The 23,964-nt window shown below is 45.8% G+C and carries 18 protein-coding genes and 1 other annotated feature; of the genes, 4 read left to right on the forward strand and 14 right to left on the reverse strand.

The features are described from left to right. Positions 1-175: 175 nt before the first annotated feature. Positions 176-613 carry a MarR family winged helix-turn-helix transcriptional regulator gene (locus tag G3352_RS00790; RefSeq protein WP_180287060.1) on the forward strand — a complete coding sequence of 146 codons (438 nt, stop codon included), beginning with the start codon at positions 176-178 and terminating at the stop codon, positions 611-613. A gap of 111 nt (positions 614-724) precedes the next feature. Here the strand turns inward: G3352_RS00790 and G3352_RS00795 are convergent, their stop codons facing one another. Next, on the reverse strand, positions 725-1,201 hold the full coding sequence (locus tag G3352_RS00795; protein ID WP_163753038.1) for a DUF6376 family protein: 477 nt from the start codon (positions 1,199-1,201) through the stop codon (positions 725-727). Between the two features lie 141 nt (positions 1,202-1,342). Between G3352_RS00795 and G3352_RS00800 the strand changes: the two genes are divergently transcribed. Continuing rightward, positions 1,343-2,311, forward strand: coding sequence for a bile acid:sodium symporter family protein (locus G3352_RS00800; RefSeq protein ID WP_063563531.1), 969 nt, complete (start codon positions 1,343-1,345; stop codon positions 2,309-2,311). Between the two features lie 106 nt (positions 2,312-2,417). On the opposite strand, the gene G3352_RS00805 is transcribed toward G3352_RS00800, so the two are convergent. The 13 genes from G3352_RS00805 to G3352_RS00865 all read right to left on the reverse strand — a co-directional run bounded on the left by G3352_RS00805 (position 2,418) and on the right by G3352_RS00865 (position 21,456). Then, positions 2,418-6,116, reverse strand: coding sequence for a discoidin domain-containing protein (locus G3352_RS00805; RefSeq protein ID WP_163753039.1), 3,699 nt, complete (start codon positions 6,114-6,116; stop codon positions 2,418-2,420). Between the two features lie 145 nt (positions 6,117-6,261). Beyond that, a complete protein-coding gene (locus tag G3352_RS00810) occupies positions 6,262-8,010 on the reverse strand; it encodes a cache domain-containing sensor histidine kinase (protein WP_205524644.1) in 1,749 nt (582 codons plus the stop codon). Between the two features lie 3 nt (positions 8,011-8,013). Next, the gene (locus G3352_RS00815; protein WP_163753040.1) at positions 8,014-9,588 is read right to left on the reverse strand and encodes a response regulator transcription factor; all 1,575 of its coding nucleotides are present in this window, start codon (positions 9,586-9,588) and stop codon (positions 8,014-8,016) included. An 83-nt stretch (positions 9,589-9,671) separates the two neighbouring features. Further along, positions 9,672-11,390, reverse strand: a complete 1,719-nt coding sequence (locus tag G3352_RS00820) for an extracellular solute-binding protein (protein WP_240342873.1) — start codon at positions 11,388-11,390, stop codon at positions 9,672-9,674. Between the two features lie 89 nt (positions 11,391-11,479). Beyond that, entirely contained in the window at positions 11,480-12,367 is an 888-nt protein-coding gene (locus G3352_RS00825) for a carbohydrate ABC transporter permease (RefSeq protein ID WP_163753041.1), read from the reverse strand. A 30-nt stretch (positions 12,368-12,397) separates the two neighbouring features. Continuing rightward, positions 12,398-13,294 carry an ABC transporter permease gene (locus tag G3352_RS00830; RefSeq protein WP_240342897.1) on the reverse strand — a complete coding sequence of 299 codons (897 nt, stop codon included), beginning with the start codon at positions 13,292-13,294 and terminating at the stop codon, positions 12,398-12,400. Positions 13,295-13,564: 270 nt separating this feature from the next. Beyond that, the gene (locus G3352_RS00835) at positions 13,565-13,825 is read right to left on the reverse strand and encodes a hypothetical protein (protein ID WP_240342874.1); all 261 of its coding nucleotides are present in this window, start codon (positions 13,823-13,825) and stop codon (positions 13,565-13,567) included. 378 nt (positions 13,826-14,203) lie between these two features. Continuing rightward, positions 14,204-15,289, reverse strand: coding sequence for an aspartate-semialdehyde dehydrogenase (asd, locus tag G3352_RS00840; RefSeq protein ID WP_163753043.1), 1,086 nt, complete (start codon positions 15,287-15,289; stop codon positions 14,204-14,206). Between the two features lie 117 nt (positions 15,290-15,406). Continuing rightward, positions 15,407-15,688 (reverse strand) — a binding site (T-box leader). A gap of 191 nt (positions 15,689-15,879) precedes the next feature. Beyond that, positions 15,880-16,725 (reverse strand): class I SAM-dependent methyltransferase, encoded by an 846-nt coding sequence (locus G3352_RS00845; protein ID WP_163753044.1) that lies wholly within the window; start codon positions 16,723-16,725, stop codon positions 15,880-15,882. Between the two features lie 154 nt (positions 16,726-16,879). Continuing rightward, the gene (gene galU / locus G3352_RS00850; RefSeq protein ID WP_090897170.1) at positions 16,880-17,752 is read right to left on the reverse strand and encodes a UTP--glucose-1-phosphate uridylyltransferase GalU; all 873 of its coding nucleotides are present in this window, start codon (positions 17,750-17,752) and stop codon (positions 16,880-16,882) included. A gap of 1 nt (position 17,753) precedes the next feature. Continuing rightward, complete coding sequence (locus G3352_RS00855) at positions 17,754-18,191, reverse strand: GtrA family protein (RefSeq protein ID WP_163753045.1); 438 nt, start codon at positions 18,189-18,191, stop codon at positions 17,754-17,756. Beyond that, entirely contained in the window at positions 18,184-19,170 is a 987-nt protein-coding gene (locus G3352_RS00860) for a glycosyltransferase family 2 protein (RefSeq protein WP_163753046.1), read from the reverse strand. Before G3352_RS00860 ends, G3352_RS00855 begins: the two co-directional genes overlap by 8 nt. 33 nt (positions 19,171-19,203) lie before the next feature. Then, positions 19,204-21,456: a glycosyltransferase family 39 protein gene (locus G3352_RS00865; protein WP_163753047.1), complete on the reverse strand. Its 2,253-nt coding sequence runs from the start codon at positions 21,454-21,456 to the stop codon at positions 19,204-19,206. 203 nt (positions 21,457-21,659) lie between these two features. Here G3352_RS00865 and G3352_RS00870 point away from each other — a divergent pair, with 203 nt between their 5' ends. Together G3352_RS00870 and G3352_RS00875 are read left to right on the forward strand one after the other, a co-directional pair. Next, a complete protein-coding gene (locus G3352_RS00870; protein ID WP_063563521.1) occupies positions 21,660-22,343 on the forward strand; it encodes a response regulator transcription factor in 684 nt (227 codons plus the stop codon). Continuing rightward, a complete protein-coding gene (locus G3352_RS00875) occupies positions 22,343-23,878 on the forward strand; it encodes a sensor histidine kinase (protein ID WP_163753048.1) in 1,536 nt (511 codons plus the stop codon). The genes G3352_RS00870 and G3352_RS00875 overlap by 1 nt, the downstream gene beginning before the upstream one ends. Positions 23,879-23,964: the final 86 nt, after the last annotated feature.

Below are 23,964 nucleotides of genomic sequence, written 5' to 3' on the forward strand. Positions count from 1 at the left end.
TCGTTAAAATAAGTTGAAATTATTTATACGTCAATCTAGTATCTCCAAAATTTTTTATCTAGTTAATCTAATATCTCGATTATCGAGATATATGTCATCTTAAGAGGAGGGTTATCTTTTGTCAAGAGAACATGAACAACAACCTACCGAATTACAGGAGAATTTTACGTTGCGAATGCGGAGCCTGGGTACACGAACCGTTTTATATCAGCAGCATGTGGCTGCCTCTTTAGGCTTGTACAATAACGATTTCATATCCGTGGATATCCTGCGCGAGAAAGGTCCAATCACTGCAGGTGAGCTGTCAAAACTTACCGGTCTGGCCACAGGGAGTGTCACGACATTAATTGACAGGCTTGAAAAGAACGGCTTTGTTCGCCGGGAAAATGACCCCAATGACCGCCGTAAAGTCATCATTGTGCCTTTGTACGAAAACAAGGAAGAGGTCAGCAGCACGTACCTCACCCTTCACGCAGCTATGGTTAAACTGGCTTCCACTTACACTGAGGAAGAGCTGGAGCTTATTACAGGGTTTCTAAGTAAAGCAGGAAATGTACTGGATGAACAGATTGATGATCTAAGTTCCAAAATTCGTGGCAAATCATCATCTTGATATTAGAAAAAACAAAAAGGACGATATCCGCAAGTGATCAACATCACTCCGGTATATCGTCCTTTTTGGGCATGAAGCCGCTTTGACTCAAGGCCTATCCTACTCTAAATCTTAATTAGCTTCGATTCCAAGCCCACTTAACGGATCTTTTAAACCATTAATATTGGTGATCAATTCGGGAATCCCTGTCTTCTCCCAGTTTTCTGCCGTAAAGCCCTGCTCTGCAAGCGTGTCCTCAAATTGACCCACAACTTCGGTTAATTGATTGTTGTAACTGACCAGATTTTCATGAATGCTTTCCCCTATCGCTGGTGCCGTAAGCTGAGAGAATTCGCTGGCTTCCGCCTGAATCTGATCTATTTTCTCCTGTACCTGAGTTGTTATTTCCGGGTTACTCACCGCTCCAGATGCGAGTTCTTGCAGATCGGCTCCGGCGTTCGATACTTGCTCTATATAATCAGTAGCCCCACTAACGTAATTCAAACTTTGATTCGCTTGTTCTACAACAGAACAGGCCGATATCACAAGAATACTTGACGCAATGAGGCCTGCCATCATCAATGTGTGCTTTCTTTTCCGTTTAATCATGACCATCTCCCCTTCTTCAACTTGAAGTGTTTCTTCCAGATTTATGATAACTGCTCCGTATGCTACATTGCAAATGGGTCTGCACTCAGCGTTATTAACATGTATAATAAAGGAATCATACGGTAAAGGGATGTCATGAATATGCTTCAGGCCTTAAATGTACGCTTGAACCGCATCATGCCACTGATTACCCCAATCAGCATTATTATTGGCGTTCTTTGCGGGAGTCTTCTTTCTTCTTATACCTTTTTGTCGCCATGGCTTTTTGCGTTCATGACGTTTGCGGGAAGCATCAGTCTCGGGATAAGGGATTTTGTGAACGTGCTGAAGAAGCCTTTTCCACTGTTCGTTTGTCTGTTTATTCTGCATCTGGCGATGCCTCTTATTGCTCTGGGCATGGGTCACCTGGTCTTCCCAACGGATGCCTACACGATAACCGGCCTTGTTCTGGCTGCCGTTATTCCGACAGGTGTGAGCAGTTTTATCTGGGTTAGCATCTATCGGGGTAATATCGCTCTGACGCTGTCGATTATCCTGATTGATACCATGCTTGCTCCTTTCGTGGTACCCGGTGTGTTATCCTTGCTGATTGGCACTAGCGTATCGTTGGATATTGCAGCCATGATGAGCAGTCTGTTCTGGATGATCGTTGTCCCCTCCTTGCTCGGAATGCTTTTGAATGAATGGACCAAAGGGGCCATTGTTCCGGTCTGGGGGCCCAGACTGAATCCGTTCTCCAAATTGTTCATGGCAGCGGTTGTCGCAATTAATGGTTCTGTTGTTGCCCCCTATTTGGCTGACTTTAACTGGCAGCTCGCTGGTCTAGCAGCTATCATTATTTTTCTAGCCTCATTTGGCTATGCTCTAAGCTACTTCGTTGCCCGATTACTCGGTTGGAATGAAGCCGATCAGGTTGCACTTGTGTTCAACGGAGGCATGCGCAATATTAGTGCGGGAGCGGTACTTGCCGTATCGTATTTCCCTCCACCGGTAGCCGTCCCGGTTGTACTCGGCATGGTATTCCAGCAGATGTTGGCCTCGCTTGCAGGATATCTGCTTGGGCGTCGCTCGCAGACTCTTCACAATGCTGATAAAACGTCTGCAGCCTAAATGCGAATCCGCTATTGTACCGTTTAATCTTAAATATGCTCTAAACACAAACAGCAGATCAGAATATACTGATCTGCTGTTCCCGTGTCTAGAACATTGTGAACGTCTAGTCTCTACCATACACTTCCACTTCATAGAGTGAGTACCCATATTGGGTGGCTCGTTTCTCTCCCGTGAGTCGCACATATTTGCCTTTTCCGTTCACCGCAAGTTCTTCCAGGCCACCTTTGCCCTCTTGCGTATGATACACTTCCTTCCAAACGGTACCATCTTCCGAAACGTCAATACGATAAGCTGTAGCATAGGCTGCTTCCCAATTCAGCTTGATGCGTTTTACTTGCTTGGCCTCTCCCAGATCAATCGTAATCCACTCCGGGGTATCTCCAAATCCGGAACTCCAACGTGTCTCGGGATTGCCATCGACTGCATTATTGCTAACAAAAGGCTCTTCCGTTGAAGAAACGGTCACATTTTTGTTAAGTGCAAAATTAACGTTCGTATCCCCTCCATCTTCTCCACCTTCATTTCCTCCGTTTTCTCCGTTCCAGGGAATCCATGAATCAGAAACTTCGGTATTTTGGGTTGGATCGACTCTTACCAGAGATTTAGGTCCAACAACAGCTTTTCCAGTGGTCCCGGATGCATTTTTGAAAGTGACCGTTACACTCTCATCTGTCGGATTCCAGATTTGTGCAGTATAAGCTCCATTTTTCTTGTAGACGGTTGCACTGCTCCATCCGGTTGCCCAGATGTCTTTCGTCCGTTCACCAAGTGTTGCCATACTGTTTACGAACCAGTACGTATTAAAAATTTCATTTTTTTGCATAGATGAAGCATTCCACTTGGCAAGCACTGCAGCCGGATCACTTAGCGCCTGAATAGGCCATACAATATGCTGCCATTCTCGTTCAGGTCCACCGTTATCGGCAACAAATCCGTTGTACAAGCCAGCAGCCTTCGTTTTGTCCAAACCATAACTGGTCAGATATTCACTGGTTGGCAGCCAGTGGATACCATAAATATGAACCGGTTCACCGCTGAAGAAGGTACCGAAGAAATACGAACTTCCGTAGACTTGCCCTACTGAAGCGTGTTTCCACTCATCGAGCCAGTTATCCCCATCATAGTTGAACCAGTATTGTTCGATTGCCTTCAGTTCAGTTGTGAATCCGTAAATCGCTGCATCCCGGAAATCCTGATCCTTGGTTAACAAGCTCCACATATACTGCCCTACCCAGCCAAAGAGGGATTCGCCAGCAGCTTCCTGATTGTTGCCACTATCATTATCCGCATAGCCTCCTGCCCAGGAATGGCCCTGATAAGGATCAAAACTGCGGAAGGACGGATACAACGGATCGTTCTTGGACGGATTGCCATAATCCCGAATAAGATGATCCACCATATCGCCATAATCCGCCTGGAACTGCTTATCAAAGGTAGCCAGCACCGCTGATGCAAACACATAATACCCATAAGTGAAATGATGATCAGTAATCCCATAGTTGGCACCAAATTCACTTGTCTTGTAGTACATCGTTCCCCAATCATCATTGTAATAAAGGAAATAATCAGGTTCACCTGCTGTGTACGTATACCAATCGACCAGAATCTCTTTCATGCGGGAAAGGAACAGGTCACGGTAGACGGTCTCTCCCATTTCGTTCGCTGCAAGTACACCCATGGCAAGAGGATGAAGTTTTTTGCCTTGCCAGTAAGCGTCAGCAGCCATCAGATTGTTGTCTGTCTCCGCTTTGAGCATTTCGAGATAGGCTACCATCTCTTCTCGGTTGTATTCTGCATTGGTAGGTTCCGTGAACTGGGGAACCATGCCGTAGAAATGATCCTCCACCGTAAACTGGTTTCCTTCCCGCACTTTCAACGTTCCACGAATGGACGGATATGTGAGCGAAGTAAGTGGAGAATTCGTAATTTTCCATTGATGTGGATATAGGGCCTGCAATGTGTTCGCTGAGAACCCTGGACGCTTCACTTCGGTCTCGGCTTTGAAGTTGGTCGTAACGGTAGACGTTTGCTCGTTATAGTTGTAAGTAACTTCTGTGTTTGTTACAAAGGCATAGGCATGTTCATGGAATTGATTCAGATCCGTTAAAGACGGCATTGTCGCTGCGGATAGGTAACCTTTGCCGCCTCCAAGCTGGAGTTTGATCTTGGCTCCCGCTTTTTTGAATACCGTACCTTCCGGGGCAAAAATTCCGTAGTACCGTTCCTCTTTTTCCCCAGCCGGATCGCCACTTTGATTCTCCAACTGAATGCCAATATGATCCCCCGTAAAGGTATCACCATCCGATTGCAATACCGTTTCTCCATTACCATTCGCGACTTTGGTAATGAGCGAAGAAAAGATTTCGGCTGTATTAGGATTGTTGAATTCCATAAATACATATGGTGAACCCTTTACAAAGGTCGTTTTCATTTTCGCTGAAGCATCGTCACTCAAAATCGTATCTACCGCATAGTCGCTGTACCCGCTTACTCGGGTTTCCATATTATTGGCATTAATATTGGTGGACATAAAATACAGATCCGGGTTGCCGTCTGCATTCACTGCACTTCCATCTCCATTAATCCATCCTTCCCCTGGGTTCAAAAGCCCAAGCCCTTGGGGGTAGAACTTGGATTTGAGTGGCAGTGTAATAATGGAATCGCTGAGCGGCTTAATAAGCAGGGACTGCCACCAGTCATTGGACGCAATAGGTGCCTGAACGTTATCCGTTTTATAGGAAGGATATTTGGGCTGAGGCATACCGATGTCATTCGTCAGATAACTGCCCTTTCCTACCTGAACCGTGCTGGGACTTGGTAATTCAGGGATAGGGTAGGATGGCTTCGGCGTTCCTTCTACATAGTCGTATACTTCAAAATCAAACAGGGAGTAACCAAAATTGGTCGCTCTTCCGATGCCTTGCATTTTGACATAACGTCCGGATGCATACATCGAAATATCCTGCTTCCCTCCATTGCCGTGCAGCTCCCGGTACACGGTAGTCCAGGCATTGGCATCATCGGAGACTTGTAGATCAAAGGCACGTCCTGCTGCCCCTTCCCAGTTCAGAACCACTCTTCCAATGTTCCGCTTGCTACCCAAGTCCACATAGATCCATTCGTCATCCGTATGATTCGAACCCCATCGGGTAGAGGAATTCCCATCGACTGCATTCTCCGGAAGTGTTGCCCCAGGGGGCAGATAATCGGATTGTTCATAGGAAGAGACGGTAACTTGCTTACCCTGAGCCACATCCGGTCCATATGTAACAGGTGGTACACCGGTTCCACCCGTTCCGTACACTTCCAATTCAATGATGGAGTAACCATAATTCGCGAGGGCCCTTTCTGTCCCTAATACACGTACGTAGCGGCCGCTTCCATTAACGGTGAGCTCATCAGTCCCGCCATTGCCTGTAGCTGTATTGTAGATGTCAGTCCAGTTCACTTCATCGGTTGAAACCTGAACTTGATAAGCCTTGGCATATGCTCCCTCCCATTGGATGCGTACTTTGTCAATAGTAGCAGTGTCACCCAGATCTACATACAGCCACTGCGGATCTTTGCCCCAGGCACTCGACCATCTCGTTCCACTGGAACCGTCAACGGCGAGATTCGCCGTATTATTCCCTTCCGTTGATGAAGCATAAGCTGGTCGATTGCTAGACAATAGATAGGATGCAGGCTCAGCCTGAGCTTTGGATGGGACAAAGCCCGGAAACAAGGTGGTAAATAATGCAGTAATCAATGCAATCGCCAATCCTTTACCAGCAAACGCTCTTCTTTTACTTCTTGATGCCATGTCTTAAAATACCCCCTTCATTGGGTGATAGGTACCGAAGTCATGATGTGGAATATGAAGATGTATCGGCTCCTTCTTATTTTAAATTGGGTGCGCTTACAAAAAATACTATACCGAGCAACGATAAATGTAACTTTGCACCGGACTACTCCTGTCTGGAAAGCGGAGACTTAACCGGAAAAACAATCGTAACTACCGTACCTGTTCCCACTTCACTACGAATACTCACGCCATAGCCCTTGCCATAATGAAGTTTGATTCTCTGGTCCACGTTACGTATTCCGTATCCTATACCGCCTGCTCCTTCTGTAAAAATCGCGTCTATAATCTCCTGTTTCATCCCAAGTCCATTATCGTGCACTTCAATGTGTACATGTTCTTCATGCTTCTTTACCTTAATATGAATCTTGATCTCATCGTCATACCAGGCATGTTCCAGCACGTTTTCGACAAATGGTTGCAGTATGAATTTAACCGTCTCCAGCCCCAATGTTTCTGGCTCAGCATCTAGATGATAATGAATTCGTTCTGCATATTTTATATTTTGAATATCAAGATACGTTCTAACAATGTGAAGCTCTTTCTCGACTTGAATCAGCATTTCTCCCTTGTTTAGGGTAAGACGATAAAACTTCGCCAGTGCACGAATCATTTCATGCAGCTTATCAATTTCCCCAAGCTTTGCCATGCGGCTAATCGAAGAAAACGTGTTGTATAAAAAGTGAGGATTTATTTTTGAATGCAAAATTTGCAGCTCTGCTTCCTTCTTCTCCAGCTTGCTCGTATAGACTTCATCAATCAATTGCTCTGTAGTGGAAGCCATTTCGTTAAAAGACTCCGCAATAATGGCAAACTCATCATTGCCCGTATATTGAATTCGCCGTTGTAGTTCCCCTTCTTTGAAAGCTTCAAGCGATATTACGAGTTTGGAGAGGCGGCTGGAGAACATACGTGCCATTATGAAGCTGACAAGAGTCATGACAAGAATGCTGATGACACATATGATGATGGTCACATTCCGAACTTTCTGAGAATTGTCCTTAAAGGATGCATTGGGGACCAGCGCAACGATCTGAACAGGAATATTGTGAATCGGTTTGGAGATTTTCAGATAATCACGGGATTCATTCAATTCCTCGGCAGTATATGGCAAGGAACCGCCAGGCGAACTCGAATAGAGTAGCTGTTCATCCTGATCGAGTACAAACAACTTCGTTCCTTCCCCTAATTGATTGAAATCAACATCTTCAAAAATATCTTTCAACTTAACTGAAACCCGTATAAGGCCAATGGACTGAAACGTTTCGTAATTAATGGCATGTCTTAACAAAGAGATATATCCGTAATTGGAATCGTTCTCGATTTGCTGCCACTTCACTTCGTCGTAACCGATACGCAGATTCTGGTACCATGCCTTATCCACAATCCGGCTGGTATGCAGAATCTCATATTGTCTTTCTCCAGCGATCAGCGATTGCTCCGTTTCATTGTAGTAAAATTCGCTGATGGTAGGTGCATGCAAATATAGGGAGAGCTTGATCTTGGATTTGGGTAGATTGGTAGACGATTCAAGTCTTGGCATCACATATTGCGTTGTCACCTGATACTTCTCCCAGTCCAGATAATAGCCCGAAAGCAACGTAGATAACCCCTGGTCCTGATAGATTTCATCCGAACTGCGAATAATCTCCCCTACCCTGTATTCCACATTGCTTTGAATCTGTCTCACTGCTACTTCAAGGTTATTTCGTGTATGTTCCTCCACAGAACGTGCTGAGGATATATAGGCATAACAACCAATTACTATAATCGGAATAATTACAAGTGCGAGATTGGATATGAGTAATTTATATAAAATGGGCAGGAAACGTCGTCGATTGCTATGTTGTATCATGCATCAACTCTGCTTTCTAAAATCGCCGGGCTTCATGCCAAAAGTTTCTCTGAACAATCGGCTGAAATAGGTAAGACTTCGATAACCAACCTGATCGGCGATCTCATAGATTTTGAGATTGGTGGACTGCAGCAGATGCCTGGCATGTTCAAGCCGCCGGGCAGCAACATAATCACTAAAATTGATCCCCACCTTATCCTTGAAAAGAAATCCAAGGTGATTCGGAGAATACGAGAAATGGGTAGCCAGATCCTTTAGAGTTACGTCTTGTGACAGTCGCTGCCCAACATAATGTTCAATATCGGAGAATAACTTCCAATTGGACTTTTGCTTGCGCAAGTAGATATGTTCCGACCATTCGAACACGGTTCGTCTTAGCCAGGATTTAATATCATCCACCGTGTCGAACTGCTGAACGGTCTCAAATCCTTCCGATTTCCACTTTGCAAAGTGAGGAAAATCATCTTGTGCCTCTGCATTCAAATATCCTTCGAGCCGTGACAGGACATGAGTAGAGAAATGGTGTACTTTAGACGAATCGGAAAAGGCCCGCACATGCTCAAACAGCTCCTCCACGGCATCACAGATCGTGACGAGATCATATGTGGACATCGCTGTAAATAGCCGATCCAGCTGACTATTTACGTCCAGTACATCTCTTACAAGCGGAATATGTACCTCTCCTGGAGAGATAAGCCGATTTTTACCAAGAAACATTTTGCATCCGATTAAATTTCGCGCTTCATCAAAGGATACCGGCAGTTCGGTAACCCGATTCGTTTTTTGTCCAAAGCTGACCGTAATGGTAAAGCGGGAACGATCACGTATGTAATGGATAAGTTCGTTCAGATTCAATTCTATATCCCCAGCATCATAGGAATACATGAGTCCAATTCGGTCCGTAGACAATCGGCACCACGCCCCCCAATTTTTAGTTTCAATCCATGACGTAATTTGACGGAAAGTCAGCTCATGCCATCGTTCATATTCTTCATCTGTGAACAAGTGCTGCATATGATCCATTTCTATAATAACGGCATGGGCCGTCTCCGTTCGTAGGGGAAGGGGATAAAGCCGGGTGAAGGACTGCAAGGTTGGCGCATCAATACTACCTTCCATGAGATGCTTCAAGAAATCCTGTTTCACAAAATCAAAATGTTCAAGTGCATCGCTCCTGTTTTTTGTCTCCAATCTGGTATTCTCTTCTTTCAGAACATGAACGATTTTTTGCAGAGTTGTCTTAATTTCATCATCATCCACCGGTTTCAGAATATAGCCATCCGCTTTCAAATGAATAGCCTGTTTCGCATAATCAAAGTCCTCATAACCGCTGATAAATATGATCTTAAGCTCCGGCTGTTTCTGGAGTGCCATTCGGGCAAGCTCCAAGCCAGACATTACGGGCATTTTAATATCGGTAACGAGAATGTCCACATCATGATTCTGAAGGTAATGCAATGCGGCAAGTGGTTTGTTTCCCATGAAAGCGATCTCAATATTAAGTTCGTCCCAGGGAATAAGCTCACGCATACCGACCAGATCGTAATTTTCGTCATCGACCAACGCTGCTTTATACATGATCGTTCGACTCCTTAATAGAGAATAAAAGGGCGTGCCTCAGCACACCCACCGTTTAGACATCGTATAGCTTGGTACTATTATCATTTCCCCATAATTTTAAGATTTTCCTGCCATTTGGCGGTTTTCCATTTCAGCACTTTGTCATATCCAAGCTTCACAGATTCCGCCTGAGCCTCCGCCAGAATACTCTTCACTTCTTCATCATTTCCGGCGAATACAAGACGAGGAATGACCTGCTTATAATAATCTTTCAACCTTTGGAGAATAATCCCTTCTTCCGAAGTTGCAAGAGGATCCAGATTGGAGAATTCAGTCATGTTTTTGGACGTTTTAAAGGAAACGGTGGACTGGGCAACCGTTGTCCAGTCTTGAGCTTCTTCGGGCAGAAGCTCTTCCCGTTTGGCTTTGACCACATCGACGTAACTTGTGTTACCGTACCAGTTAAACTCTCCGATCTTCATTTCGTCATATTTCTTCGGATCACGGTTAACATAGGCTTCATTCGGGATCGGAACGCCGTCTTTAACCTCATCATAGAACAATCCTTTCGGCCCAAAAAAGAGGACTTGCTGGCCTTCTTCACTGATCGCCCAGTTCATATAAGCAAAAATGGCTCCCGGGTCCTTGGCATTCTTCGTAATGACATTCACGTTCCAGCCGAGCGTATTGTATCCACTCGGATACACCTTGTTTTTGTCCACGCCATCGGCATGAACTGGCCAGATGACATCATATCCCGCTTCCGGGTCGGCAGCTTGCAGATGATTGTTGGCTTCACGCCCTATCCCTTCGACCACGGAATCAAAGGCACTGAATACAGCGACTTTACCATTTTTCAGTTTCTCCAAAATTTGATCACGTGTCTGGGTAAACGCATCTTTAGAAGTTAATCCTTCACGGAATAAACGACTTGCATACATGACCGTCTGTTCAAAAGCAGGATCTGTATAAATAGAAGTTAGCTGCGCTCCCTGCGGTACACCAAATACACCTCCAGAACCCGGTGAAATAAATCCACCTGTGCGATCTTCCGTTGCTCCACTATAGAGCATGCTGATCATCTGAGATTCACTGTCACGCATTTCCCCAAAATCAATCGGAACGATACTGCCGTTATACTTCTCCTTTACCTGCTTCAGATAAGCCTCAAGCTCGCTCCAGGTTTCCACCTTCGGTGATCCCAATTCCTTGTAAATTTTACGATTCACAAGATAGGCTGCATTGCCATTTCCGTTATCACCACTAATAAACCAGTTTGGAATTTGATATAACTTACCGTCCGCACTGCGGAGCATATTAATCGTCTCTTCCCCGATTGTCTTTACAAACTCGGGATACTTCTCCAGATAAGGGTCAAGCGCTACAAGCTGACCTGCACTGACTAGTCGCTCCACGTCTTTGCCTCGGTCAAGTACTATGGCATCAGGAAGTTTTTTGGCAACAATCATGGAATTGAGTTTGGTCGCAGCCGCTCCGTTGGATTGTACAGGTTCCATCACAACACCAAGCTCGTCTGTTATCCATTTACCGTGCGGGCGTTCTTCCCATGTCGGGGCAGTGTACCAGTCATAATTGACAAATTGGGTGAAGCTGACTGGTCTTACTTTTGATTTTGCATCCGCATTTGGAGAGACGGTTTCACCTGTCTTTATCTGCTCCTTGGTGTTTACGCTTTCATTTACAGATGGACTTGATCCCTCATCGCCTCCAGTACATCCACTGATCATTAGTACTGCACTTAGTGCCGAAAGGTGAAGCCAGTGCAGTGATTTACGTCGTTTTTGTTGTTTTTGTTCCATATTTGCCTTGCCCCTCTCTTATACAGTTGTATGTTACACGTCTTCCTGTCCGTCAGACAAGAAGGCTTCATAACTATTTTGCGAGCAAATTACTCTTTAAGTGAGCCTACCAGAACACCTTTCACAAAATACTTCTGTAAAAATGGATAGATCATGAGAATAGGTAGCGTGGCTACCATCATCGTAGCCATCTGCAAGGATTTTACGGTTACCGTATTTTGCACCATACTTTGCGCATAACTGTTCAGATTGGTCATCAGCGAAGCCGTTGTTCCTGCGTTGATAATCTGGACCAGCAACGTTTGTAGAGGGATCAAATTTTGATTGCTGATGAACACCGCCGGAATAAACCAGTCATTCCACAAAAATACAGCAGTAAATAGTCCGAGGGTCGCCATCACGGGACCTGACACAGGCAGCACAATTCGAAAAAAGACACCAAAATTGCTGCATCCGTCCATTTTGGCCGATTCCTCCAGCCCGTCCGGAAGTTCCATAAAAAAGGTACGGAAGATGATCATGTTATACACGTTAACCATGCCATGAAGCACGAGGAATAAGAACGTATCATATAATTGAAGGTGATAGACAAGGATAAAGTACGGAATAATTCCCCCGCTGAAGAACATGGTTATTACGGCAAGAATCATGTAAGCTTTCTTGAACATGATCCCTTTTTTGGACATCGCATAAGCGAATAAAGATGTAAAAAGCAGTGCACATACCGTGCCAATTACTGTCCGAAGAATCGTGATGAGATACGCATTATAGATATTTTTTTCTTGAAACACAACTGCATAATTCTCCAACGTAAATTGCCTCGGCCAAAAGGTAACCCCACCTGAAGAGGTATCGGAACCTACGTTCAACGACAAGACAAGGGAATTCCAGAACGGATAAAAAGTAACAAATGCCAGAATGCTCAACAAGGCATAAATCACGATTTTGAGAATACGATCTCCTGCAGACAGTTTCATAGACGATCTCCCACTCTTTCACTCGCGGTTTTACCACAAGCTTGTTTTTCCAAACTTTCTTGCCAATGTGTTCGCTACAACCAACAATGTTACGCTTAATAACGATTTGAATAATCCTGCCGCGGTTGCATAGGAGAATCGTTGATTAACAATCCCCATCTGATAGACATAGGTGTCGATTACATCCGCAACGGGAAGAACGATGCCATTACTCAGGTTTTTTGTCAGTACCAGAATATCTTCATAACCTGCATTTAGTATGTTACCAATCCCCAAAATCAGAAAGATCATCATAATCGGCATAATATTCGGGATTGTAATTCGAAAGATCTGTTGGAAACGGCTCGCTCCATCGATGGAAGCAGATTCATATTGGGCGGGATCAATGCCGATAATGGCCGCTAGGTAGACAATTGAACCGAAGCCAATCTCTTTCCAAACATTTAAGGATACAAGGATTCCCCAAAAATACTCGGGTGTGGACATCCAGTTAACCGGCTCATTAATGAGATTTAGTGCGAGCAAAAGCTCATTAACCGCCCCATTATCCACCGCAAGCATAGAGAATACGAGCCCAGAGATTACGATCCATGACATAAAATGAGGAACATAAGTGACTGTCTGAACGACTCGTTTGAACTTGCCTGCCACTTCATTTAACATCAGGGCCAAGATAATCGGCGCAGGAAAACCGATACACAGCTTGAGCAAACTGATGGCAAATGTATTTCGCATCACGCTCCAGAATTCCGGAGATTCAAAGAACATGCGAAAATGCATGAATCCAACCCACGGACTATTCTTCATGCCTGCGAACAAATTGTAATCTTGGAATGCAATAAAAATCCCCCACATGGGTCCGTAGCTGAAGATCAGCAAGAATAACAGAGCAGGCCAGATCATAACCTGAAACTCCCACTGTCCCATAAACCTTTTCCACCCTGAAACCGATTTGGACTGCGTAACTCCCTTTCCCAACAATTGTGGGTGGTCTGGCACATTTACTTTCTTCATTTTCCTCATCACCCACTTCGTCGCTTGATATTTCTATCGTAATCCCAATCCTCTTCATGGAATAGAACTTCAACTAACGAAATGTGTACCTAATCAACGAACATGAGAAAAATCAAATTAAAAAACGCCGACATTATTGTCGGCGTTCGAGATGAAACTTTATCAAGCTATGCATTCATAAACCTAGTAATCTGAGAGTGAAATTCCAGCTCCAATGATAAGTACGAACACAAGAATATACACAACAATTCCGATCGCTGCCCACAGCAACGATGCTTTGGCATAATTGGCTTTCGAAGGGTTGGAATCTCCAAATGCCCAAACAAACAACATAATTATGTTTACAAGCGGAATCATCATAAGGAACAATGTGAGCATCCAACTACCGAAACTTACTGGCGGTGGCCCTGGCTTATGTACTCTTTGACTAGCAACTTCTGACATAATATTTCTTCCTCCTTTCTTCTCCATTTCAATTGCTACCTGCTAAGACAATCTACTTCTACTTTATAAAATAAAAGTTTGCCGTTAATAAAAATACTGGAATTCTCATGAATTTACAATGTAATATTTACCATATTAGTTTTAACCTTCATAGAATGATGATTGTAACGACATGAGCAGATCCCTTCTTCCCTAGTAACCGATATATATAGTAACGATATCATCCAAATACCGAAGCAAAACGGTTTGGATTTAAAAATACCCCTCTGTTCAACAAAAGTAAATTCATCTTCTCAGATGCTCATACTCTTGTCTACTAAAAGGGGTAACCTGTCAGTGATATTCTATTACTTCTATTCCTATTTACACAATGCCTGTTTATTTCGGCTGAATATATCCTTCAGCTTTGAGCAATTCAGCGATCAGTACAGCACCGCCTGCTGCTCCGCGTAGCGTGTTGTGAGACAGTCCTACAAACTTGTAATCATACAGGGAGTCTTCGCGCAGTCTGCCTGTGGATACACCCATTCCGCGTTCGATGTCACGATCCAGTTTCGTCTGTGGTCTGTTCTCTTCTTCAAAATACGTAATGAACTGTTTCGGTGCGCTTGGCAGACCCAGTTCTTGCGGGCGACCTATGAATTGCAACCAACGCTCCAGAATTTCGTCTTTGCTTGGTTTTTTCTCGAAGTTCACAAACACGGTTGCCAGATGCCCATCCGTTACCGGTACACGAATACATTGTGTTGTAATTAATGGAGCAGATGCTTTGACGATCTCATTATTTTCAATGCTGCCCCAGATCCGCAGTGGTTCCTGCTCACTCTTCTCTTCTTCTCCACCGATGTATGGAATGACATTATCGAGCATATCTGGCCAGTCCGTAAAGTTTTTACCTGCTCCGGAGATTGCTTGATACGTGGAAGCTACAACCTGAGTCGGGTTGAACTCACGCAAGGCGTGCAGTGCTGGCACATAGCTCTGAATCGAGCAGTTAGGTTTTACTGCAATGAATCCGGTTTTCGTACCCAGACGTTTGCGTTGAGCTTCAATCACGTCCAGATGTCCCGGGTTAATCTCAGGGATTACCATTGGTACATCAGCCGTCCAGCGGTGAGCCGAGTTATTAGACACGACAGGTGTTCCTGTTTTGGCATAAGCCTCTTCGAGCGCTTGAATTTCATTCTTTTTCATATCAACAGCGCAGAAAATAAAATCAACCTGGCTCGCAAAAGCTTCCACTTGAGAAGCGTCCTGCACAACGATGTTTTTCACTGCTTCCGGGATCGCAGCAGCGAGTTTCCATCTGCCTTGTACGGATTCTTCGTATGTTTTGCCTGCCGAGTTGGCACTTGCTGAAATAGCCGTTACTTCAAACCATGGGTGTTCATTGAGCAGATCCACAAAACGCTGACCTACCATCCCCGTTCCTCCGACGATACCGACTTTCAATTTTGCTGACATAAAATCATCATTTCCTTTCGGTGTGAGTTTCCTCTTATTAAACACTATTCAGGCGTTTCCAAAGCGTGTAGCCAACATCCCGGAAAAACCAAAAAATCCCATCCCCAAGACAAAAGTCTCAGGGACGAGATTGTTACACTCGTGGTACCACCCAGATTCGCCAATATGTCGCCATACCAGCCTCTTCGAGTTATTAAGGATAACTGCATTCAATTTATGCTGCATCCGCATATACTCTCGCTCTGTAACAGGAGCTCCTGTCACACCATCCCTCAAGCCTTAAAGTTCCGATGTGCTGCTCTGAGTCTTTATTCAACAAAAAATTCTTTACTCCTTTTCAGCTGCCGGAGCTCTCTGTGAAAGAAACCTTTTATCTACTCATCTCTTCATCGCATTTGATATTGCGATTATAATATCAAAATTACTATCGTGAAGTAAACACATTTTTTTAGATCATGGAATTTATACGTTTTCAGCGAAGCTGAACAATTCAATTATCGCAAGAAAAACTTCAGCTAAACGCGGTCTGTCTTCTGTGAAAGTACGTCGGTAGACGTTTTTCTTATAAAGTGCTGCAAATGACCATTTCTTTACTGCTTTTTGGCAATAATCGCATACGTTCCCAGTGGACTCCCAGGCCCCGCGACATGATGTGTCCTAAGTAATTTCAGTTCGGAAAGAAGAAGTGTTTTTACTTTGTCCGGGATCGGAAGCATTTGCAGTTCCACAGGCGCTTCTGCCAGTGTCATTTCGGTTTCCCAGTGACCGTCCTGCAGTTCGGGAGAATGGATTGAAATCTCTTCCTTAATCGTCCAGCCCACCGCAGAGATAAGCTCTTGGATATCCTCCGGTGTAAAGAGCGTGCGCACATTGGAGAAGCTGTTCTCCTTGTAACATTCGACCTGGGACTGAATCAGAACGGATAACCAATGTGAGAGCTGGCTCACATCTGTAACTCGTGTATCCCATTCGGCGAAACATAACTGATGTCCCCACGTCCTAACCTTGCTAAGAATCTGGGCGAGTTCGTCAAATGATTTCAGGTACCATGAACAATGGGAAAGTACGATCACATCAAACTCATTCTCGGCGAATTGAGCCTGATCACTTAGGATGTCAAACTCATAATCCATTCGAATTCGGTCACCCAGCGGAGATTTCCGCAGCTTGGCTGCCGCTTCCCCTACGGTCAGTGGTGCACCATAATCCTCTGGTGCAATATCTACACCATGAACGTACCCATGCTCTCCCACCAGATGCGCAAGCACGGCCGTTGTATCTCCCTGACCACAACCGATTTCCAGAACGCGGCTGCCTTCCTTGATTCCCCAAAAGAGTCCCAGTTTCAACCGATGCTCGGTCTGAATGTATTGAATGGCGGCGTTGTCCTCCACGTCCATATACTGAATAAGATTCCTGATGATAGTCTCACTCATGATTCTTCACTCCTCAAAGAGCAACTTGAACTTCTTGCTCATTGTAGCGTGACAGGAACCATTGTACAATGCAATGCTGGAGACTATGCCAGAACCATGGCACGGAGGATCCCCCGTCCTACAGCAGATCTATACCTCTGCTACATATCAATCCCTATGCCCACTGGGTTGCAAGCTTCTGAAGATATGGTGTCAGCATGGGCTGTAGTTCCTTACGCATCAGTCCAATCTCCAAGATCGCCTGAATATATCCGAACTGATCACCAATATCGTAGCGGCGTCCTTCCAGTTCAAGAGCCAGCAGCTCTTCGACCTGGCTTACTTCTTTCAGCGCATCCGTTAGCTGATATTCACCTCCAGCACCTCTCTCGATTCGATCCAGAATGGGAAAGATGGAAGGTTTCAGAATGTAACGTCCCATCACGGCTGTTCTCGAGGGTGCTTCTGCAATTGAAGGTTTCTCTACCAGATTGGTAATTCGGTGAACCCGATCCTCTGCCCCCTGTGAATCGATAATTCCGTATTTACTCACGTCAGCAGGTTGCACCTGCCGCACGCCAACAATCTGGCTGCCTGTCTTTTCATATAAATGAATCATCTGTGCGAGCGCTGGTGGATCTGACACCATAATGTCATCTCCAAGCAGTACGGCGAATGGATCATCTCCCACAAACTGACGAGCACATCCAATCGCATGGCCCAATCCAAGCGGCTCTTTTTGTCTGATAAAATGAATACTTGCCATTTCGCTGATCGCTTGCACCTCTTCCAGTAGCGCTTGCTTGCCCTTGGCGTACAGGGAATGCTCCAATTCAACCGATTTGTCAAAATGATCTTCGATCGATTTTTTATTGCGTCCGGTTACGATGATGATATTTTCAATGCCCGATTGTACCGCTTCTTCCACAATGTATTGAATGGCCGGTTTGTCCACTATTGGCAGCATTTCTTTGGGTTGTGCCTTGGTTGCCGGCAAAAATCGGGTGCCTAGCCCCGCTGCCGGAATGACTGCTTTTTTAATTCTCATATCATGAAGCACTCCTTTCATTAGCATCAGATGAAGGGTCAGATCCTTGAACGGGCTCTGCCCGGAACACCCAATACCGACTGGCAATATAATTTATAACCATGCCCGAGAGAGTTGCCAGTATTTTACTCATTACAACGCTCCAACCTAATATGCTATTGCAGATGTACAGAATCAGAGAAGATAACGCAAGAACTACTAGATTGGTGATTACAAAACGCATGATTTCGTTTTTTTTGCCCTGTCTTCCCGCATCCTGGAAGGTCCATCTGCCGTTCCACCAGTAACTGTTTACGACCCCACAGCTATACGAGATCTCCTGGGCAATTAGAGCAGGTGCGCCTGCGGCAGCGAGCAACGTAAATACCAATGCATCCACTGCCGTATTCAGGACACCCACAACTCCGAACTTAAATATAGTGACCAACCGATTAGTCATGATGAGCAACTCTGCCCGTTAACCGTGACTGACTTGACTGACTCTCCACCTGATACACATCTCTTACGATATAGAGCGGACGCGCCTTCGTTTCATCATAGATTCGGCCGACATACTCGCCAAGAATACCCAGCATGATCAATATGAAGCCGTTAAAAATCAGCATGATACTAACCATTGAAGGCCATCCTTTGATTGTAGAATCTGTAAATATCGCTGAAGCAATGACACTAAGCATATAGATGAAGCCGCCGATGGATAGAATAGCTCCTACGTAACCTGCAAGCTTGAGCGGTTTGTGTGAGAATGAGGTAATGCCGTCCAGACTCAGCTTCAACATGCGTTTTAGCGGGTATTTTGTCTCCCCTGCCAAGCGCTCATCCCGTTCATATTCAATGGCCGTCTGACGGAACCCCACCCAACTGACCAGTCCGCGAACAAATCGATTTTTTTCCGGAAGACGTTTCATCTCATCACATACCTTGCGATCAATCAGTCGGAAATCCCCGGTATCCACTGGAATATCCGTATCCGTCGACGCACGCAGTACACGGTAGAACATGCTTGCCGACCATTTCTTGAAGCGGGTCTCCCCGCTTCGTCTGGTCCGACGGGCATAGACAACCTCATAGCCCTCTTTCCACTTGGCGATCATGTCCAATATCAGCTCGGGAGGGTCCTGAAGATCCGCATCAATAATGACGACGGCATCGCCTGCTGCATAATCCATCCCTGCCGTAATTGCGATCTGGTGACCGAAGTTGCGCGCAAAATCAATCAGCTTCACACTCTCGTCCCAACGGGCGTAGTCACGGATCATCTGTGCACTTTGGTCCACGCTACCGTCGTTAACAAAGAGAAGCTCGTAACTTTCTCCTGTACTGCCCATGACTTTTTTCAGACGCCGATAGGTCTCCTCAATCACCGCTTCTTCGTTATACATCGGAATGATAATGCTGTAACGGCACTTTTGAGCCATGTTCGTTCCCTCCCTTATACCATTTGATCACGTTTATAATTTCACTTCATATAGAGTGGTTTGACCACCGAAACCGGAACCGCTGTCCGTACCCGTCTTCCACTCTGACGTTGGAATTTCGGTACCATGCTCCTTGATCCAGTCGCCGATATCAGAACTGCCACCTCGTCCGCCCATGCCACCTACCATGAAGTATTTCACTTGCCCACTCTTCACGAGTTGTTCCAATTTTTCCGTGCTATACACCGGATCTGAGCCCGAGAACCCACCAAGCGTAATGACTGCTTCATTCTCATCGATGATATATGGAGCTGCCTGGTTATAGTCCGTCGTTGCAAAGAGATAGGTTTCACCTGTGTTATGCTCTCTCAGATAATTCAGTGTTGTGGTGTCCACTTCTTCGTTGCGGTTTCCCGCACCACCTCGTCCACCTGTCGTCGGCATGCCTCCTCCGCCATTCATGTTTCCGCCTGAATTCGGAGGTGTTCCCATGCCCGCATTGTTCGGGTCAGCTTCATCGGACGATGGGAAAGCCTGATCGGTGTCGGTGTCATTTGATGTATTCGGCTGAGCCATACCCATACCGCCACCATTGCGATCACCTTGTCTATCTCCCATTGCCATACCCATTCCGCCGAACATCCCATTGGAACCTGTAGGTCCAGCCGCCGGAATCATGCTGTTTCCTCCATACGTGATAGGTGTGAATGCCCAATAGGTTGGACCGATCATCATGACCATGAAGCCTGCGATAATCAAACCCTGTTTCCATGGATGTGAGCGATTAAGCATCACAATCAGGATAACCGTGATCAGAATGCCTGCAATTAATTCACTTATAGACCAACCTGCCCCGATAGTTTCGTTATACACCTGCATGATATACCAGCCGAAGATGGTCGTAAGCAGCACGGATATCGGAAGCAGCCAAGCTTGCCAGCCATTGCGTTCACGATATGCTGTCCACATGGCTACGAACCCTGCTCCGGCTAATGCCGCTACTGGAGGGGCGAGCATAATCAGATAATATTGGTGGAAGAAGCCTGCCACACTAAAGAAAGCAGCTACCGGAAGCAGCCAGGCCAGCCAGAACAAGGCTTCCTTATGCTTATTGGTTATATTTCTGCGTCTTAAACCTGCAAAGATGGCGATGCAGCCAAGTAATACAATCGGCAAAAGCCAACTGGCCTGACCGGACAGTTCGGTCTGGAGTAACCGCAAAGGACCTTTCTCCCCGGTACCAAACATGCCACCCATGCCTCCCCCGCCATTACCACCTCCGAAATTTCTTCCATTAGGCATCTCGCCACCGTTTGGCATCTGACCGCCTGGGAAAGTCATTCCGTTCATGCCACCCATTTCACCATTTCCCGGTGCATTGCCTGTTGGAGCCGAGCCGCTGCCCGACTGATCGGATGCTGATGTCTGGGAAGCTGCGTTGCCACGGGCCTTGCCTTCATCGGAGGCGTTTGGCATGCCAGCATTCGCTGATCTGTTCTGTTGCCCTGTGAGACGGGATAAGCCGTTATATCCAAAAGCCAACTCCAGCACTGAATTGGTTTCACTGCTGCCGATATAAGGCCGTTCATCTGTTGGTATTGAATCCACGGTGACTGCCCAGGATAAGGAAACGACTGCCAGCACCGCCGTACTTCCGATCAGCAGAATGATTTTTCTTCTCCACTTTGCATTGAATGCAAGCAGATAGAACAAGTAGAAAGCAGGAAGAATCATGTAGGCTTGCAGCATTTTCATATTAAAAGCAAGCCCAATGAGTGCAAAGGCAACCAGGATACGCCACGTACTGCCTTGCTTGCTTCCCTTGAACAAAAACCATGAACCCAGCAGCAACGTGAATACCAGCATGCTGTCAATATTGTTGGTACGGCTGACCGCTGCCACAACAGGAACAGTCGCCATCGCAAGTGCCGAGATTCGTGCTGCGGCAAGACCAAATGTAGGCTTGACCATGAAATATATCAGCAGCACCGAACCGATCCCCGCTAACGCTTGCGGTAAAATAACACTCCATCCATGCAATCCAAAAACGTAAGCAAAAGCGGTTTGAATCCAGAAGACAACCGGTGGTTTGTCTACGGTTACCGAACCAGCCGAGTCAAGCGATGCATAGAAAAAGTTATGGAAATTCCTCAGCATGCTCCCGACGGCGGTCGTATAATAGGAATTGGCATATTGGTCGTTCCAGATGCCATAGCCGTTCAGAAATGCCGCCAGTAAAACAATCGGCAGAAGGACAAGGTCAATCCTTCGTTTGGCGTTATTCAATCTCAATCACTCCTTCAAATTCTTCATGTCTACTATTGTGACAGGCCAAAGTAAAACTGGGATGAATGCCCGCTGAATGTTGCCTGAGGATAACTTGCAAACTTTTCAGCTAATTTTCAGTTTGGCGAGCGATAATACAGCATATAGACCTCTAAAATTGAAGGTATGTAATCGATGGATTTAACGGGAGGGAACGCCTGCTTATGAAGCTAAGTACTGGCATTAAAATACTATTGGCCGATGATGAACCACATATTTTGCAATTTCTGGAGCTTGGACTAAGCAACGAAGGCTTTGATGTACGTACAGCCCCGGATGGAGCTGCTGCGCTTGAATTGGCACTCGACTTTCGTCCACATATGGCAATTCTGGATGTCATGATGCCTGAGATGGATGGGTTTGAGGTTGTTGAGCGTCTGCGCAAGAGCGGGGCACAGGTCGGAGTGATCATGTTGACAGCCAAAGATGAAGTTGAAAATCGGGTAAAAGGCCTATGGCTTGGTGCTGACGATTATATGATTAAGCCTTTTGCGTTCGATGAACTGCTTGCACGGATTCAGGCAAGGCTGCGTAATCAGTTTCCTTTATTAATAGGGGCAGTGACTCATGGCCCATTCCGAATTGATGATCAACGCAAAGAGATTACCTATCACGATCAGATTCTGGAGTTATCTCCAACCGAGTATGAACTATTAAAATTCATAGTGCTCAATCATGGTATTGTTCTGAGTAAAGCGACCATTCTGAACCGCGTGTGGGGATATGATTTTGGTGGAGAAGAGAATATTGTGGAGGTGTACGTCCGCTCCTTGCGTGACAAGCTGGGGGATAAAGAACATAAGCTCATTCGTACACTTCGAGGTGTCGGATACAGGGTGGATCTCTAATGGTCTCTAGATTAAAGAAAGATAAACATCTTTGGACATGGCTTCATCAATGGATATCGCCACGTTCGCTTCGCTCTCAATTACTTGCACGCTCCTTGTTCATTCTGGCTGCTCTGCTATTGTTAATTGGCATTCTTCAATTCTGGATTATGGAAAGCTTTCTGTATCGCAACCAGGCGAAAACCATGGAAGAGCAGCTCATGTCCATGCCTCCTGTGTGGCTCGGATCGTCTTCACGAAGTGGTGCGACAAACAATCCTTTTGGTGGGCAATCCGGTTCTGATCCAAGAGGATCAGGCAATCGTTTCTTATACATTCCTGATCGTTCACTGGCTTTATTTGATAATCAAAGTGGCTTCGAGGATATTTTTGGTGAAGACGGTCTGACCGCTCCTCGCTTGACGTCAGTTGAATATCAGAACATTACAGATCGGATCAACGATAAACAACATGTTCCGTACCGGATTGTAACGGATAATCAAGGCAATGAGCAGCTAATCGTCTTCTCTTCGCCTGGACCGCGTAATCGCGGCTTACCCATGGTGCAGATGGGCACGGCTACGAAACCGCTAAAAGATCTGATTGTGAAACAGCTTCTGATCTTCTTGATGTTATCCCTGCTGGCCATGGTAGCTGGGCTCGTTCTATACGCCAAAGCACTTCGCCGGACGTTAATTCCCTTGTCCAGTATGGTAGATACTGTGCAACGAATCGATGCAGGCAGCCTGGCTGAACGTCTTCCTTCTGTCCAGGGACAACAGGAAGTGGATCAGCTGGCGCTTTCATTTAACGGCATGCTCGAGAGGCTTGAAGACTCGTTTGAAGCGGAGCGGGAGTCAAAAGAGCAGATGCAGCGTTTTCTGTCCGATGCTTCCCATGAACTGCGTACTCCTCTTACCTCCATTCACGGATTCATTGAAGTGCTCAAGCGCGGCGCAGCCTCCAACAGCGAGCAATTATATAGCGCTTTGAACAGCATGTACGGTGAATCGGTGCGGATTAACAAACTTGTAGAGGATCTGCTGATGCTGACCAAGCTGGATCAGGCGCCTCAGCAGGAGCAGGAAGTCATCCAGCTTGACAGTCTGCTGCTCGAAATGCAGCCGCAGCTGGTGATGATGGCTCAGGAAAGACAGGTTCATCTCGACCTGACCGCTGAAGTCCATGTAATGGCAGATGCCCACAAATTGAAGCAAGTTGTACTCAATCTGTTCCACAATGCAGTACAGCACACCGATTCAGATCGGGGAACCATCAGCATCAAGTTATATGCCACTCAGCATAAAGCCGAGTTAACCGTAAAAGATAACGGCTCCGGGATTGAACCGGAACATCTCCCTCATATCTTTGAACGCTTCTATCGCACAAGCTCTTCCCGTTCAAGAAAACAAGGGGGCGCGGGTCTAGGCCTGGCCATTACCCGTTCGATTGTGGAATCGTATGGCGGGAAAATAACAGTGCGCAGCCAACTAGGTGCAGGAACGGAATTTACAATTTTGCTGCCTTTGGTCAAGAGTGAAGGCTACTCAGAATGAGGCTCACAAAACGCAACTTTCCGTTTGATGCGCCTCTTATCATATGACAAATACCCCTATCATTTCTGCAGAGAAATGATAGGGGT

It is taken from the genome of Paenibacillus sp. ALJ109b (assembly GCF_010747435.1).
Taxonomy (GTDB): domain Bacteria; phylum Bacillota; class Bacilli; order Paenibacillales; family Paenibacillaceae; genus Paenibacillus; species Paenibacillus taichungensis.

Excerpts from the sequence above, each read along its gene's own strand:
- G3352_RS00825 (WP_163753041.1), bottom strand. The coding sequence starts at position 12,367 with ATGAAACTGTCTGCAGGAGATCGTATTCTCAAAATCGTGATTTATGCC.
- G3352_RS00790 (WP_180287060.1), top strand. The coding sequence starts at position 176 with ATGCGGAGCCTGGGTACACGAACCGTTTTATATCAGCAGCATGTGGCT.
- G3352_RS00795 (WP_163753038.1), bottom strand. The coding sequence starts at position 1,201 with ATGATTAAACGGAAAAGAAAGCACACATTGATGATGGCAGGCCTCATT.
- G3352_RS00855 (WP_163753045.1), bottom strand. The coding sequence starts at position 18,191 with ATGACTAATCGGTTGGTCACTATATTTAAGTTCGGAGTTGTGGGTGTC.
- asd (WP_163753043.1), bottom strand. The coding sequence starts at position 15,289 with ATGTCAGCAAAATTGAAAGTCGGTATCGTCGGAGGAACGGGGATGGTA.
- G3352_RS00830 (WP_240342897.1), bottom strand. The coding sequence starts at position 13,294 with ATGGGACAGTGGGAGTTTCAGGTTATGATCTGGCCTGCTCTGTTATTC.
- G3352_RS00805 (WP_163753039.1), bottom strand. The coding sequence starts at position 6,116 with ATGGCATCAAGAAGTAAAAGAAGAGCGTTTGCTGGTAAAGGATTGGCG.
- G3352_RS00800 (WP_063563531.1), top strand. The coding sequence starts at position 1,343 with ATGCTTCAGGCCTTAAATGTACGCTTGAACCGCATCATGCCACTGATT.
- G3352_RS00835 (WP_240342874.1), bottom strand. The coding sequence starts at position 13,825 with ATGTCAGAAGTTGCTAGTCAAAGAGTACATAAGCCAGGGCCACCGCCA.
- G3352_RS00815 (WP_163753040.1), bottom strand. The coding sequence starts at position 9,588 with ATGTATAAAGCAGCGTTGGTCGATGACGAAAATTACGATCTGGTCGGT.
- G3352_RS00875 (WP_163753048.1), top strand. The coding sequence starts at position 22,343 with ATGGTCTCTAGATTAAAGAAAGATAAACATCTTTGGACATGGCTTCAT.
- G3352_RS00810 (WP_205524644.1), bottom strand. The coding sequence starts at position 8,010 with ATGATACAACATAGCAATCGACGACGTTTCCTGCCCATTTTATATAAA.
- G3352_RS00860 (WP_163753046.1), bottom strand. The coding sequence starts at position 19,170 with ATGGCTCAAAAGTGCCGTTACAGCATTATCATTCCGATGTATAACGAA.
- G3352_RS00870 (WP_063563521.1), top strand. The coding sequence starts at position 21,660 with ATGAAGCTAAGTACTGGCATTAAAATACTATTGGCCGATGATGAACCA.
- galU (WP_090897170.1), bottom strand. The coding sequence starts at position 17,752 with ATGAGAATTAAAAAAGCAGTCATTCCGGCAGCGGGGCTAGGCACCCGA.
- G3352_RS00845 (WP_163753044.1), bottom strand. The coding sequence starts at position 16,725 with ATGAGTGAGACTATCATCAGGAATCTTATTCAGTATATGGACGTGGAG.
- G3352_RS00820 (WP_240342873.1), bottom strand. The coding sequence starts at position 11,390 with ATGGAACAAAAACAACAAAAACGACGTAAATCACTGCACTGGCTTCAC.